General features: G+C 67.5%; 12 protein-coding genes. 2 read left to right on the forward strand and 10 right to left on the reverse strand.

Annotated elements, in window-relative coordinates; translation table 11 throughout:
- On the reverse strand, positions 1 to 1476 hold the full coding sequence (locus AC4EEV_RS17630) for an MFS transporter (protein ID WP_018762982.1): 1476 nt from the start codon (positions 1474 to 1476) through the stop codon (positions 1 to 3).
- Positions 1477 to 1755: 279 nt separating this feature from the next.
- Between AC4EEV_RS17630 and AC4EEV_RS17635 the strand changes: the two genes are divergently transcribed.
- On the forward strand, positions 1756 to 3165 hold the full coding sequence (locus AC4EEV_RS17635) for an MFS transporter (RefSeq protein WP_018762983.1): 1410 nt from the start codon (positions 1756 to 1758) through the stop codon (positions 3163 to 3165).
- Positions 3166 to 3222: 57 nt separating this feature from the next.
- Here AC4EEV_RS17635 and AC4EEV_RS17640 read toward each other — a convergent pair whose 3' ends face one another.
- From AC4EEV_RS17640 to AC4EEV_RS17665, 6 genes are all read right to left on the reverse strand, one after another.
- Positions 3223 to 3954, reverse strand: a complete 732-nt coding sequence (locus AC4EEV_RS17640) for a glutamine amidotransferase (RefSeq protein ID WP_491329598.1) — start codon at positions 3952 to 3954, stop codon at positions 3223 to 3225.
- Between the two features lie 77 nt (positions 3955 to 4031).
- On the reverse strand, positions 4032 to 4469 hold the full coding sequence (locus AC4EEV_RS17645; RefSeq protein WP_018762985.1) for a YybH family protein: 438 nt from the start codon (positions 4467 to 4469) through the stop codon (positions 4032 to 4034).
- Positions 4470 to 4486: 17 nt separating this feature from the next.
- The gene (locus AC4EEV_RS17650) at positions 4487 to 6298 is read right to left on the reverse strand and encodes an acetyl/propionyl/methylcrotonyl-CoA carboxylase subunit alpha (RefSeq protein ID WP_491329599.1); all 1812 of its coding nucleotides are present in this window, start codon (positions 6296 to 6298) and stop codon (positions 4487 to 4489) included.
- A 129-nt stretch (positions 6299 to 6427) separates the two neighbouring features.
- On the reverse strand, positions 6428 to 7072 hold the full coding sequence (locus AC4EEV_RS17655; RefSeq protein ID WP_491329600.1) for a Maf family protein: 645 nt from the start codon (positions 7070 to 7072) through the stop codon (positions 6428 to 6430).
- 9 nt (positions 7073 to 7081) lie between these two features.
- Entirely contained in the window at positions 7082 to 9604 is a 2523-nt protein-coding gene (locus AC4EEV_RS17660) for an MMPL family transporter (protein ID WP_491329601.1), read from the reverse strand.
- Positions 9605 to 9620: 16 nt separating this feature from the next.
- On the reverse strand, positions 9621 to 10292 hold the full coding sequence (locus AC4EEV_RS17665) for a TetR/AcrR family transcriptional regulator (protein WP_491329602.1): 672 nt from the start codon (positions 10290 to 10292) through the stop codon (positions 9621 to 9623).
- Positions 10293 to 10467: 175 nt separating this feature from the next.
- On the opposite strand from AC4EEV_RS17665, the gene AC4EEV_RS17670 reads away from it, so the two are divergent.
- Positions 10468 to 11022, forward strand: a complete 555-nt coding sequence (locus AC4EEV_RS17670; protein WP_491329603.1) for a hypothetical protein — start codon at positions 10468 to 10470, stop codon at positions 11020 to 11022.
- Positions 11023 to 11167: 145 nt separating this feature from the next.
- Here AC4EEV_RS17670 and AC4EEV_RS17675 read toward each other — a convergent pair whose 3' ends face one another.
- From AC4EEV_RS17675 to AC4EEV_RS17685, 3 genes are all read right to left on the reverse strand, one after another.
- Positions 11168 to 12607 carry a dicarboxylate/amino acid:cation symporter gene (locus tag AC4EEV_RS17675; RefSeq protein ID WP_026264930.1) on the reverse strand — a complete coding sequence of 480 codons (1440 nt, stop codon included), beginning with the start codon at positions 12605 to 12607 and terminating at the stop codon, positions 11168 to 11170.
- Between the two features lie 251 nt (positions 12608 to 12858).
- Positions 12859 to 14544, reverse strand: coding sequence for a DUF885 domain-containing protein (locus AC4EEV_RS17680; protein WP_491329604.1), 1686 nt, complete (start codon positions 14542 to 14544; stop codon positions 12859 to 12861).
- Positions 14545 to 14639: 95 nt separating this feature from the next.
- Positions 14640 to 14867, reverse strand: a complete 228-nt coding sequence (locus tag AC4EEV_RS17685) for an acyl-CoA carboxylase epsilon subunit (RefSeq protein WP_043424302.1) — start codon at positions 14865 to 14867, stop codon at positions 14640 to 14642.

Genomic DNA, 14867 nt, shown 5'->3' on the forward strand with positions numbered 1-14867 from the left:
TTAGACGTGCCCCATCGCGTTCCGGCCGGCGTTGCGGATGTAGCAGGTCCAGCAGACCACCAGCATGAGGACATACGCGCCGACGAATCCGTAGAAGGCCGGAGTGTAGGAGCCGCTGGCGGTGCTGGAGGCATTCAGCACCTGGGGGATCACGAAGCCCCCGTAGGCTCCGATCGCGGAGATCAGTCCGAGGGCCGAGGACGCCAGGCGCTGGGTGGCCACCGGGTTGGCACCGTTGCGGGCAGCCCGGCTGGAGGTGGCGAAGATGACCGGGATCATCCGGTAGGTGGCGCCGTTGCCGAAGCCGCTGGCGGTGAACAGCATCAGGAAAAGGACCAGGAAGAGCAGGAAGTTCTTCAGCGGGAGGGTCCAAACCATGGTCAGCGTGATCACGGCCATGGAGGCGAAGGCGGCAACGGTCATCCGGGCGCCGCCCATCCGGTCCGCCATGCGTCCGCCGTACGGGCGGGCCAGCGAACCCACCAGGGGGCCCAGGAAGGCCAGGGACAGGGCCACGGTCCCCACTCCGATGGAGGAGAACGCGGGGAAGTAGTCCTTGATGAGCTTGGGGAACACGCCGGCGAAGCCGATGAAGGAGCCAAAGGTGCCGATGTACAGCAGGGCCATGATCCACAGGTGCGGTTCCTTCAGCGCCGCGACCGAGCCGGCCACGTCGCCCTTGGCGCTGGTGAGGTTGTTCATGTACTTGAAGGCGCCGAATGCTGCCAGCAGGATGAACGGGACCCACATCCACCCGGCCATAGGCAGGTTGACGGTGCCGGCTGCGAGGAGGGTGATGACGATCGGGACGGCAAGCTGTGCGACGGCGGCGCCCAGGTTTCCGCCGGCGGCGTTCAGGCCCAGCGCCCAGCCCTTTTCCCTCGCCGGGTAGAAGAACGTGATGTTGGCCATGGAGCTGGCGAAGTTGCCGCCGCCGAAGCCGGCGAGGGCAGCCACCAGGAGCATGACGCCGAACGGCGTGTCCGGGTTGGAGACACACAGCGCCAGTCCGGTGGAGGGGATCAGGAGCAGCAGTGCGGAGACGATGGTCCAGTTCCGTCCGCCGAAGCGGGGGACCATGAACGTGTAGGGAATGCGGAGGGTGGCGCCCACGAGGCTGGGCATCGAGATGAGCCAGAAGATCTCCGAGGTGGAGAAGGTGAAGCCGGCGGCGGGAAGCTGGACCACCACGATGGACCACAGCTGCCACACCACGAAGCCGAGGAACTCGGCGAAGATGGACCAGTTCAGGTTGCGGCGGGCGATGGCGCGGCCGGCGGTTTCCCACTGCTCCTTGTTCTCGGCATCCCAGTTGGCGATCCAGCGGCCGGGGCGGAATTCAAGGGCAGGGGCGTCTGTGGTGCGGGTACGGCCGGGCTGTGCGCTGGCGGATGCGGCAACGGCTGCCGGTCCAGTGGCCTCTTCGAGGTCAAGGGTATTTCCGGCGCCGGCATCAACGGTGCGGTCAACAGTCACGGGTTACCTCCTTCAGGGGATGTTGTTCCTCCAAGGTAGGGACGGCTCGTTTCGCGGACGGACGATGTTTGTTAACGCGCTGTGACTTTTGCCTATCCGGGCCTGTACGTCGGCGTGAGGCCCGGTGTGGAGGCCCGCATGGTGAGACGCACAACACGTGTCCGCATGATGGACGATTCGTCCATTGACTGGACGCAGCGAAGTAAGATCGAACTCTAATTATTCGAGCCGGGAGGCGGCCCCGCCTGTGCCCGGCCGGTCTCACGAAAGCGCTTACCTATGTCATCCCCCGATACCACCACGGTGCCCGGTTCGCACCAGCCGGTGAACTCCCGCGGCCGCGTCATCGTGGCGAGCCTGATCGGCACCACCGTGGAGTTCTACGACTTCTACGTCTACGCCACTGCCGCCGTGCTCGTCTTCCCGAAGCTCTTCTTCCCGGGCCAGAACGAGACCACCCAGCTGCTGAGCTCCTTCGCCGTCTTTGGCGTGGCGTTCGTCGCACGTCCACTTGGCTCCATCGTGTTCGGCCACTTCGGTGACAAGTTTGGCCGCAAGGGAACCCTTGTGGCGTCGTTGCTCACCATGGGCATTGCGACCTTCCTGATCGGTTGCCTCCCCACCGCCCTGGTACCGGGCTGGGAATTCTGGGCACCGGCCCTGCTCGTCATCATGCGCTTTGCCCAAGGCCTGGCCCTGGGCGGCGAATGGAGCGGCGCGGCCCTGCTGGCCACGGAAAACGCGCCCGCCAACAAGCGCGCCATCTACGGCACCTTCCCGCAACTGGGCGCCCCCATTGGCTTCATCATCGCCAACGTCATCTTCCTCGTGGCCAGCTACACGCTCTCGCCGGAGGCCTTCGCGGCCTGGGGCTGGCGCGTACCGTTCCTGCTCAGCGCCGTCATGGTCATCCTGGGCCTGTACGTCCGGCTCAAGCTGATCGAGACCCCCGCCTTTACCAAGGTGGTGCAATCCAACGAAGTGGCGAAACTTCCGCTGGGCCGCGTCTTCAAGACCAGCTGGCGCCAGCTGATCCTGGGCACCTTCATCATGCTGGCCACCTACGTGCTCTTCTACCTGATGACCACGTTCACCCTCACCTACGGCACCAAGCCCACGCTGGCCGGTGCGCAGGCGGCCGCCGAAAAGGCCGGAAAGCCCATGACGGAGGCGGCCGCTGCCGCGTTCGTCCCCGGCCTGGGCTACACCCGCAACGACTTCCTCTGGATGCTGATCGCCGGCGTCGTCTTCTTCGGCATCTTCACCCTGGTCTCCGGCCCGCTCGCCGAGAAGTACGGCCGCCGCAAGATGCTGATGGCCGTCACCGCCGGCATCTTCGTGTTCGGCCTGCTGTTCGTCCCGCTGTTCAGCGGCGGGTTCGTGGGCACCATGGGCCTGCTGATCCTTGGTTTCTCCCTGATGGGCCTGACCTTCGGGCCCATGGGGGCGCTGCTGCCGGAACTGTTCCCCACGAACGTCCGCTACACCGGCTCTGCCATCAGCTACAACTTCTCCAGCATCCTGGGTGCAGCGGTGGCGCCGTTCATCGCCGTCGCGCTCTGGGAAGCGGCCAAGGGCAGCCCCGTCCTGGTGGGCCTGTACCTGACGTCCATGGCCGTGCTGACACTGATCGCGCTGTTCCTCACGCGCGAAACCCGCGACCTTGACTACGAGAACAACGTGGCCTGATTTCTCCAACGCCACAATGCCCGGCGCGGCCATCCGGCCCGCCGGGCATTGTCATGCTCAGCGGGCGTAGCGTGCCACGAAGTTCTTCAGGACGGTCATGGGCTCGGTCACGGTGGACCGGCGTGCCGCCGCCATCAGTTCCCCGGCGGATTCCGGCGGGAAGTACCCGGCGTGCCGGTAGATGTCGATCCGGGTCACCAGCCCCTCCGCGTCCAGTTCGGGGTGGAACTGGGTGGCGTAGAGGTTGGTCTTGACCCGGAACATGTGGACCGGGCAGGTGGCGGAGCGCGCCAGCAGCACCGCGTGCGGTGGCAGGGAACTGACCGCTTCCTTATGGCCGGTCAGGGCCGTGAAGGTCCGGGGCAGCCCGTGGAGGAGGGGATCCTGCATTCCCGCCTCCGTCAGCTCGATTTCTACGGCGCCCAGCGGCTCGCCGTAGGTCCGGTCGATCACCGCGCCCTGGTGTGTGCCCAGGGTTCCCACCCCGTAGCAGGCACCCAGCAACGGAAAGTCGAGCGACACGAGCTGGTCCAGGAGGCCCGAAAGTTCCCGTTCCACCCGGTGCTGCACCGCGCTCTTGTTCCCGGGCGGATCGCTGGAGGTGAACGGGCTGCCGCCGACGATCACCCCGGAGTACCGCGAAAGGTCCAGTGCGGGCAGCGGTGCGGCCTCCAGCCGGACCCGGTGAAGTTCGCTCTCTTCCAGTCCGCCGTAGCGCAGGTAGGCCGCATATTCGTCGTCGGCGGCGGCATCCTCGGCCCGGGATGCGAGAAGCAGGAAAGGCAGCATCTGCTAAGTCTGCCTGCTGGCGGCGCGCCCTGCCAGCACCCGGACCGTCCCGACGGCGAACCGGGTGCGGCGGCAGGTCAGGCGGCGGGCTGGGTCAGGGAGCGCCGGGACTGGGGCCGGGCGGCGGGGTCCGCGTGCCGGTGCACCAGCTTCCAGTAGCCTTCCTCGCGGCGGAAGATGCTGGTGACGCGCAGGGCAAATTCCTCCGTGGCGGACGCGGCGTCCAGCCGCGCCCGGAAGTGCTCGGTTTCCACCAGGTAGGCGGTGTCACGGGCGGTGTAGGAGGTGACGGTGTCGAAGCCCAGCATTTCGCCGTCGCGGAACTGCCGGGCCGCCTGGTCAAGGCGGGCCTCCACCTGGGCCCAGCCGCGGGCGATGCCGCCGAATGGGTTGGCCAGGGTGACATCGTCCTGCCGGGAGTACAGGTCCTTGATCGGGGCCGGGTTGCCCCGGGTGATTTCGGGAACCGCCTGGTGGTAGCGGTCCACTTCTTCCTGGAAGCTTGGTGCGAGCATGTCCGGCGCAGCGCTTTCTAGTCTTCGATCGTGGCGATGATCGCGCCGGCGGACACCGTTTCGCCCGCCGTTGCCGTCAGGCCCGTGATGGTGCCGGAACGGTGCGCCGTCAGCGGCTGCTCCATCTTCATGGCCTCCAGGACCACCACCAGGTCGCCCTCGGACACCACGTCACCGTGCGAAACGGCGACCTTCACGATGGTTCCCTGCATGGGGGAAGTGAGGGCATTGCCCGTGGCCGCGGCGGGACCTGCTGACCGTGAGCGCTTCTTGGACTTGCCGGGCTTGCCGGCGGCTGCGGCGGTGCCGGGGACGCCGAGGGATGCGGGGAGCACCACTTCCAGGCGCTTGCCGCCCACCTCGACGACGACGCGCTGGCGTTCGCCGGCCTCCGACTCTTCTTCCGCGGTGCCGCTGGGTGTCCAGGCGGGGATGTCGTTGACGAAGGCGGTCTCGATCCAGCGGGTGTGGACCTTGAACGGGCCCTCCGCGGGGGCGAAGTCGGGGTTGCTGACCACGGCGAGATCAAACGGGATGACGGTGGGAATGCCCTCGACCACCATTTCCTCCAAGGCACGCCGTGAGCGCTGCAGTGCCTGGGTGCGGGTGGCGCCGGTAACGATCAACTTGGAGAGCATCGAGTCGAAGTTGCCGCTGATGACATCGCCCTGCTCCACGCCGGAGTCGATCCGCACGCCGGGCCCGGTGGGGTTCTTCAGGACGCTGATGGTGCCGGGGGAGGGCAGGAAGTTGCGGCCCGGGTCCTCGCCGGTGATGCGGAATTCAAAGGAGTGGCCGCGGACCTCGGGGTCGCCGTAGCCGAGTTCCTCGCCGCGGGCCAGCCGGAACTGCTCGCGGACCAGGTCGATTCCGGTGACTTCCTCGGAGACGCAGTGCTCCACCTGGAGGCGGGTGTTGACCTCAAGGAAGGAAATGGTGCCGTCCTGGCCCACCAGGAACTCGCAGGTCCCCGCGCCCAGGTAACCGGCTTCCTTCAGGATGGCCTTGGAGGATTCGTAGAGCCGCTGGTTCTGTTCCGGGGTGAGGAACGGGGCGGGCGCCTCTTCGACCAGTTTCTGGTTGCGGCGCTGCAGGGAGCAGTCGCGGGTCGAGACCACCACAACGTTGCCGTGTGCGTCGGCGAGGCATTGGGTCTCCACGTGCCGGGGAGCGTCCAGGAAGCGCTCGATGAAGCACTCGCCGCGGCCGAAGGCGGCGGTGGCTTCGCGGACGGCGGACTCGAAGAGTTCGGGGATTTCCTCGCGGGTGCGGGCCACCTTGATGCCGCGTCCACCGCCGCCGAAAGCCGCCTTGATGGCCACGGGCAGGCCGAATTTGTCCACGAATTCCAGGATTTCCTCGGCGGATTCCACGGGGTCGGCGGTGCCGGGGACCTGCGGGGCGCCGACCTTCTCGGCGATGTGGCGGGCCTGGACCTTGTCGCCCAGGGCGGAGATGGCCTCTGGGGAGGGGCCGATCCAGGTGATGCCGGCGGCGATGACCTTGGCGGCGAAGTCGGCGTTCTCGGCCAGGAAGCCGTAGCCGGGGTGGATGGCGTCGGCGCCGGACTGGCGGGCGGCGTCAATGATCTTGTCCATCACCAGGTACGACTCGGCGGCCGTGGTGCCACCCAGGGCATAGGCCTCGTCGGCGAGTTTGACGTGCAGGGCGTCCCGGTCGGGGTCGGCGTAGACGGCCACGGAGGCGATGCCTTCGTCCCGGGCCGCACGGATGATGCGGACGGCGATTTCCCCGCGGTTGGCGATCAGCACCTTGGTGAGGGTCGTCGACTGCGTGGGACCTGCGGACTGCTCCAAATTTGCTGACAAGGCGTCTCCTTCTTTCCTTCAGGGAGCCTAGCGCGGTTTTGAGGGTTCCGCCGATATTACTTGCGGAATCCGCGTGTAAACCAGGCTTCCTTTGTAGGGAAGCTACAAGGCGTCCCGAAAATGGAGGACTTACCGCGCGGGCCAGAGATCCGTGATGCGCACATTGGCGGCGGCCAGGAGGCCACGGAGGGTGGAGACGGACAGGCCGACGACGGCGTGCGGGTCGCCGTCGACCTTCCGGATGAAGGCCCCACCCAGGCCGTCGATGGTGAACGAACCGGCGCAGTGCAGCGGCTCGCCGGTGGCGATGTAGGCGTCGATTTCCGCCGGCTCCATGTCCATGAAGGTGACCTCGGCAGAGGCGACCGCCCCGAGCGTGGCGCCCGAACCGCGGCCGCCCGGGCCGTCGTCGTCCGTGTCCCTGCAGTCCACCAGCCAGTGGCCCGTGTGCAGCACTCCCGCGCTGCCGCTCATCCGGAGCATCCGCTCGCGGGCGACGTCGGCGGTGTAGGGCTTGCCGTGCGCCTCGCCGTCGAATTCAAAGACCGAGTCGCAGCCCAGCACCAGGGCGCCGTCCGCTTCCGGCAGCGCCGCCACGGCCTCGGCCTTGGCGCGGGCCAGCAGCAGCGCGGTGTCGTGCGGGTCCGTGACGCCGTACCGCGCCTGCACGGCGGCCTCGTCGACGTCGGAGACCAGCACGGTGTGCCGGATGCCGGCCTCGGCCAGGAGCTTGGTGCGGGCGGGGGACTGGGAGGCGAGAATCAGATGGAGCACGGCTTCAGCCTAGTGGACCAGCTCGCCGGAGGCGGGTGCTGCCTGGCCCCTGTTGAGCTTGGCGCCCTCCACGTCCACGTCCGGCAGGATCCTGTCCAGCCACCGCGGCAGCCACCAGGACCTGGCGCCCAGCAGGTACATCACGGCCGGGACGATGGTCATGCGGACCACGAAGGCGTCGAACAGTACGCCGAAGGCCATGGCAAAGCCCAGCGGCCGGACCATGGTGAGGTGGCTGAAGATGAAGCCGGAGAACACGCTGACCATGATGATCGCGGCCGCGGTGACTACGGCGGCCGCGTGCCGGAAGCCCACCCTGACCGCTTCCTTGGCGGACGATCCGTGCATGTATGCCTCGCGCATGCCGGAGGCGATGAACACCTGGTAGTCCATGGCCAGGCCGAACAGCACGCCGATCAGGATAATGGGCAGGAAGCTGAGCACGGCTCCCGGGTTGGCGACGTCGAAGACGCTGCCCAGCCAGCCCCACTGGTACACCGCCACCACCGCGCCGAAGGCCGCGGACAGGGACAGCAGGAAGCCGCCGGTGGCCAGCAGCGGGACAACGATGGAGCGGAAGACCAGCAACAGCAGGATCAGGGAAAGCCCGACGACGATCGCCAGGTACGGCGGCAGGGCGGCACCGAGCTTGGTGGAGACATCCACGTTGCCGGCCGTCTGCCCGGTCAGGCCCATGGCCACGCCGTAGTCCGACTGGATTTCGCCGTTGAGTCCGCGCAGTTCGGCGACCACTTTGACGGTGCTCGCGCTGGCGGGGCCTTCCTTGGGGATGACCTGGAACACGGCGGTCCGGCGGTCATCGCTGAGGGCTACCGGCACGGCGGCCACCACGTTGTCAACGGCGCGGAGCTTGTCCGCGATGTCGTACTGCAGCTTCTGTGCCTGGGCCGCGTCGAGGTTCGCCGGGAACTCGCCCACCGCCACGATCGGACCTGTCACGCCCTCGCCGAAGCTGCGCGCCGTCAGGTCGTAGGCCTGGTATGCCTCCGAGTCGACGGGCTCGGAGCCGCCGTCCGGCAGGGCCAGCTGCAGCTGCGTGGCCGGCAGCGCCAGGGTGCCGAGCACCAGGACGCCGGCCACCAGGGCCACCCACGGGTGCCGGGTGACGAGTCCGCCCCAGCCGCGGGTGCTGCGCTGGCGGTCGGTGGCGAGGTCCGCGGCTTCGTGGCCCGGCTCGGCGTTGTGCGCCTCCGCCTTGGCCCAGGCGCGCCGGGAGATGATGCGGCGGCCGATCAGGGACAGCATGGCGGGGGTCAGCGTAATGGCCACGAGCACGGCCACGGCTACGGTCCCTGCTGCGGCAAGGCCCATGACGGTGAGGAACGGCAGCCCGGGGACCACCAGGGCGGCGAGGGCGATGATCACGGTGAGGCCGGCGAAGACCACTGCGTTGCCCGAGGTGCCGTTGGCCCGGGCCACCGATTCCTCTGCGCCCATGCCGGCGATGAGCTGGGTCCGGTGCCGGTTGACGATGAACAGCGAGTAGTCGATGCCGACGGCGAGGCCGAGCATGAGGGCCAGCATGGGGGAGATGGAGCTCATGTCGAACAGGCCGGAGAGTGCGAAGGTGATGCCGACGCCCACGCCGACGCCCATGATGGCCATCAGCAGCGGCAGGCCGGCGGCGATCAGGGTGCCCAGCATGAGGATCAGGACCAGCGCGGCGACGGCGATGCCCACGATCTCCGCCGTGCCGAACAGCGCCGAGATGTCCTCGGTGATCTCCTTGCTGGCCAGGGCCGTGACGCCTGCTGAGGACGTTTCATGGGCGGTGTCCTGGACCTGTTTCCGGACTGCCGGGGAGAGCCCGTTGATGGAGGTGTTGAACTGGACCTGGGCGACGGCGGCCTGGTTGTCTTCCGAGACGAAGCGGATGGCGGACGCCGCCTGCGCCTGGCGTTTGCCGAGCTCCAGCTTGGCCTTGCTGTCCTCGAGTTCCCGGGTTCCGGCGTCGAGCTTGGCCTGGCCTGCCGCCAGTGCCGCCTTCTGCTGGCCCAGTTGCGCGTCGATCGCCGCAGCCGGTGCCCCGGCGGCCGTGAGCTGCTGCTCGGCCGCGGCCAGCTGGGCCTTGCCTGCCTCCAGCTGGGCCCGCGAGGAGTCCAGCTGCGCTTGCCCGGCGGCCAACTGCTGTTCACCGTCGGTGATCGCCTTGGCCGCCTGGTCCACTTGGGCCTGGGTGGCGAACGGGTCAACCGTGCCGCGGACTTCGGGCAAGGCCTGGAGCTTCTTCAGCGCGTCCGTAACGGCTGCGCGGCCCTGGTCCGTGAAGCCGCCGGGCGGGGCTTCGAACACGATCGTGGCGCTGCCGCCGGAAGCCGACGGCAGGTCCTGCTTGAGCTTATCTGCGATCCGCTGGGTCTCTGTTCCCGGGATCTGGAAGTTGTTGGACAGCGTGCCGTGGAACGCTGCGGCCGAGCCGCCAACGGCCACCAGCACGGCGAGCCACAAGGAGATGACAAGCCAGCGCCGGCGGTAGGAGAACTTGCCAAGGCGGTAGAGGAGGAGTGCCATGCGGGAACCGATCTGATCAGGAGGAGCGGACAGCGGAAGGTGAAGCAGGGGGAGCGAAGCCTGAGCCCAGCAGGGCAATCGAATCAATTAACAGTTGGCGCAGCTCGGTCAGGGACCCTGTCGTGAGGTCGGGGCCGCGCCGGCTGAACCAGACCTCCATGGCAGCTTTGCCGCAGGAGATGATGGAGCCGGCCAAGGCATGGACATAGAGTTCGTCCTGCCCGCCCGGGGTGCCGGCGAGGCGCTCGCGGGCGACGGCGAAGACCTGCGCCCGGCAGTGGTCCCATGCCTCCAGTTCGGAGTGGGCCATCAGGGGGCTTTGCTGGGTCAGGCTAAACAGTTCCGCCAGTGGAGCGACGGCCTCGGGATCGGCCAGGGCCGACAGGGCTGCCTGGGCCGATTCGAGCATGGGCTCCTCTGCCGGGCGGAGCCGGAACTGTTGGATGGCAGTGTCCAGGAAGCCGTGCACGACGGACGCCAGCGCGGCGTCGGTGCTGCTGAAGTAGTTGAAGAAGGTGCGGCGCGAGATCCCGGCGGCGTCGGCAATATCCTCCACTGTGAAGTTTCCCGGACCTTTTGCGCGCAGCAGTTCCAGGGCGGCGTCCGTGATGGCCTGCCTGGTGGCTGCCTTGTTCAGTTCCCGCCGTGATGGGGGTGCCTGCTGGTCGTGGGGGGAGGCGTTTGGCACAGGATTACACTACGTGCAACTTTGCACTACATGCAAGTATTTTTCACGTGCATTCACAGGAGATCGAAAGGTTCCCAACAGCCTTTCCTGAAGCTCGCGGTGGATGCTTGGTGTGTCTCAGTGAGAGAGGCATAAACCTACAGCCGTCGCAGGACGGCGAATCAGGAGACGAAAGATGTCACGTACCAAGAAGATGACCCTGGGCCTGTCAGCGGCCGCGCTGGTCCTCGGCTCCGGGATCGGGGTGGCCGGCATGGCCTCCGCAACCACCACGACGCCCGCGCCCAGCGCTAGCTCAAGCGCCCCGGCTGACTCAAGTAATGGCGGGGCCCCCGACGGCATGGGCCGGCATGGTGGCCGTGGCGGACACGGCGAGGACCGGGCTGCTGCGCTGGCCGCGAAGCTCGGCGTGGACCAAACCAAAGTCCAGGACGCGCTGAAGGCCTTCCGCGATGCCAACAAGCCCACTGCCCCTGCTGAGGGACAGAAGCCGGACCCGGCCGCCAGGGAAGCGGCGCTGGCCAAGTCGCTGGCCGCCGCTCTGGGCATCGACGAAGCGAAGGTGACGGCGGCCCTCCAGGAGATCCGCAGCGATGAGCAGTCTGAGCACGCTGCTGAGCTCAAGACCCGCCTGGACAAGGCTGTGACGGACGGGAAGCTGACGCAGGCTGAAGCCGATGCCGTGACCAAGGCGGTCCAGAATGGTGTGATCGGTGGCGGCGGGCGCTGACTGATTCCTCCGGTCGGGCGGGCCTGCGTTTCCCTTGGCCGGTGGACGCCCCGGGCAGCAGGAAGCCCTTAACAGCATGAAGCCCTTAACGGCATGAAGTCCCCCGGGAAGTTTTCCCGGGGGACTTCATGCAGTGCGGCTGCCCTTACGCCTTGGCGTCCTGCAGTTCGCGCGGTGCCGTGTCGGCAGTGGTGCCGTCGGTGGGCTCACCGGCTGCGGTTTCGTGGTCGTCCACGAACGGGGTGCCGTTGCGCGGGGCGTTGTAGAGCGACTCGTCGAGGATGCCCTGGCGCTTGGCCACGATGGTGGGAACCAGCGCCTGGCCCGCCACGTTCACCGCAGTCCGGCCCATGTCCAGGATGGGGTCGATGGCGAGGAGGAGTCCGACGCCGGCCAGCGGGAGTCCCAGCGTGGAGAGCGTCAGCGTGAGCATCACCACGGCGCCGGTGGTGCCTGCGGTCGCTGCGGAACCCAGCACGGAGACCAGTGCGATCAGCACGTACTGGCTGAAGTCCAGGTGGATGCCGAAGAACTGGGCCACGAAGATCGCGGAAACGGCCGGGTAGATGGCGGCGCAGCCGTCCATCTTGGTGGTGGCGCCCAGCGGCACTGCGAAGGAAGCGTAGGCCCGGGGGACGCCCAGGCTGCGTTCGGTGACGCGCTGGGTCAGCGGCAGGGTACCCACCGAGGAGCGGGACACGAAGGCCAGCTGCACGGCCGGCCATACACCGGAGAAGTACTGCTTGATGGACAGGCCGTGGCTGCGGACCAGGATGGGGTAGACCACGAACAGGACCAGGGCCAGGCCCACGTAGATCGCGACGGCGAATTTGCCCAGGGAACCGATGGTGTCCCAGCCGTAGACTGCGACGGCGTTGCCGATCAGGCCGATGGTGCCAAGCGGGGCGATGCGGATGATCCACCACAGCACCTTCTGGATGACGGCAAGGGCCGAAGCGTTCAGGTTCAGGAAGGGTTCAGCGGCCTTGCCCACCTTGAGGGCCGCAACGCCCACGGCGATCGCGATCACCAGGATTTGGAGGACATTGAAGCTGACCGACGTGGTGACTGCGCCGGAGTCGGCAACCGTGGAGCTGGCGCCGAGGCCAAGGAAGTTCTTCGGGAAGAGGCCCACGAGGAATGCCCACCAGTCACCGGATTTGCCGGTGTATTTGGCTTCCTCTGTGATGCCGGTGTTGGCGCCGGGCTGCAGCAGCACGCCCAGGCCGATTCCGATCAGCACGGCGATCAGGGACGTGATGGCGAACCACAGGAGCGTGTTCCATGCCAGCCTTGCCGCGTTGGATACCTGGCGCAGGTTGGAGATGGAGCTGACGACGGCGGTGAAGATCAGCGGAACAACGGCGGTCTGCAGCAGCGAGACGTAGCTCGAGCCGATGGTCTGCAGCGTGGCGCCGAGGGCGTTCGGGTTGGTCTTGGTGCTGCCGGTGTACTTGGCGAGCAGGCCGAGGCCCAAGCCCACGATGAGGGCGGCGATGATCTGGAAGCCGAAGGAGGAAGCCCACTTGGGCAACTGGAATCCGGTCTTCCCCGCGGAGGATGGGGTGCTTGTCTGAGTGGTCACCAGAACAAGCTAGACCTGCACCGCATACCACGTCGAAAGAATATTGAGAAATATTACGCGGCAACAATTGTGCTATGCGCTGGAAACACCCGTGAAGACAAGGCAGGCAGCGGTATTTGTTACTTATTCCCACGATGGGTGTGCTTAATGTCTCCCGCGGAGCCAGCAAGCGGCCCATCCGGCAGCGCGTGTCAAAGCGAGGAACGAGCAGCGCGCAGAGGATGGGCCCCTTGGGGCCGCGCAGTTCAGGGTCAAGACAAGAGCGCCCGGCGGAGGGTGTCCAGTCCTACGGAGCCGATGTTGAGGGCCTTGGTGTGGAACTCCTTCAGGTCGAACCCGGGACGGGCTTCGAGCTCGGCGCGGATTTGTTCCCAAAGCCGCTGGCCCACCTTGTAGGAGGGTGCCTGGCCGGGCCAGCCAAGGTAGCGGGTGAACTCGAAGTTGAGCTGGCCCTCACTGATGGGGAGGTTCTCCTTAAGGAAGCCGAAGCCCGACTCTGCTGTCCAGGTGCCGGATCCCCAGCGCCCGGGCATGTCCAGTTCGAGGTGGACGCCGATATCGAAGACGACGCGGGCAGCCCGCATGCGCTGCATGTCCAGCATTCCCAGGTGGTCGCCGGGATCGGTGAGGTACCCCAGCTCCTGCATCAGTTTCTCCGCGTAGAGGGCCCAGCCTTCCCCGTGGCCCGAGGTCCAGCAGACGTTGCGCCGCCATTTGTTGAGCAGTTCGCGGCGGTAGGTGGCAGTGGCAACCTGGAGGTGGTGGCCGGGGACGCCCTCGTGGTAGACGGTGGTGGTCTCGGCCCAGGTGGTGAAGGTGTCCTCGCCGGCCGGGACGGACCACCACATGCGGCCGGGCCGGCTGAAGTCATCTGACGGACCGGTGTAGTAGATGCCGCCCTCGTCCGTGGGGGCGATCCGGCATTCGAGGGTCTTCATGGCCTCGGGGATGTCGAAGTGGACGCCGGCGAGCCCGGCCATGGCCTTGTCCGAAAGATCCTGCATCCAGGCCTGCAGGGCATCGGTCCCCTTGAGCTGCCGGGCGGGATCGTTGTTGAGGATTTCCTTGGCCTCCGCGATGGTGGCACCGGGCTTGATGCTGTCGGCGACGCGCTCCTGTTCGGCGATGAGGCGCTCCAGTTCCTGGACGCCCCAGGCGTAGGTTTCTTCCAGGTCCACTTCGGCGCCGAGGAATGCACGCGAAGCCAGCGCGTACCGCGCCCTGCCCACTGCGTCCTTTTCGGGTGCTGCCGGGAGCAGCTCGGTGCGCAGGAACTCTGCCAGCCCCACGTAGGCGCTCCGGGCCGCGCCGGTTCCGGCGTCGAGCTTTTCCTGGAGCGGCGCGGGCAGGGGGCCGCCGGCGGTGGCTGCACCGGCGGCCAGCTTGGCGAAGAATCCGTCGTCGGCGGCGTACTTGGTGACCTGTTCAATGACCATCCGGACCTGCCTCGCGGCGGCGACTTTGCCGGCGTCCCTGGCGACGCGGAGGGATTCGATGTAGCCGCTGATGGCCGCCGGCACGTTGCCGGCGCGGCCCGCGATGTGCTCCCAGTCCTGCGCGGTGGCGGTGGGCATGAGGTCGAAGATGGCCCGGATGTCCTGGGTGGGGGAGGCGATGTTGTTGAGCTCGGCATACTCCCAGCCGGAGGCGTGGATCAGCAGTTGCAGCCCGAGCCGCTCCCGCATCGCGTCCAGGGTGACGGCGTCGACGTCGTCTTCCGGCTGCAGGCCCTCCAGTGCGGCCAGCGCGTCTCGCGCGGCCTCGGCGAAACCTGCGATGCCGGCAGGAGAGAAGTCCTGGTATTCCGTCTCGTGGCCCGGCAGGCCGAGAGTCGTGGCGAAGGTCGGGTTGAGCCTGATGAGGGTGTCGGTGTAGTCATCGGCGACGGCGTCGATGCGGGTATGCGGGCGCGCGGCGGGTGCAGTGTCTGTAGTCACATTCCGAGACTACCCGGCCGGGCGGACAGGGCGGGCCCACGCGGCCGCGGCTTCCCTGGCCGAGCGAAGCGAGGTGAGGGAGGCGCTGGGGAGCGTCAGCCGTGGCTGCGCTTCCACGCGCCGGGGCCGGGCGACGGCGCGAGCCGCAACTGCTGCCGGCGCACCCAGTGCCGCACGCTGGGTGCGGCAGGCTTGGCCGGCGCCGGGCCGCCGAGGGTCAGGACGACGGCGGCCAGCGCGGCGAGTTCCTCGGCGTTCGGTTGTCCTTTGACGACAGAGAACAGCGGCGCGGTCGGGGTTTCGGCAGGCTCAACCACCGGCAT

Source organism: Pseudarthrobacter sp. MOO14 (genome assembly GCF_058267675.1).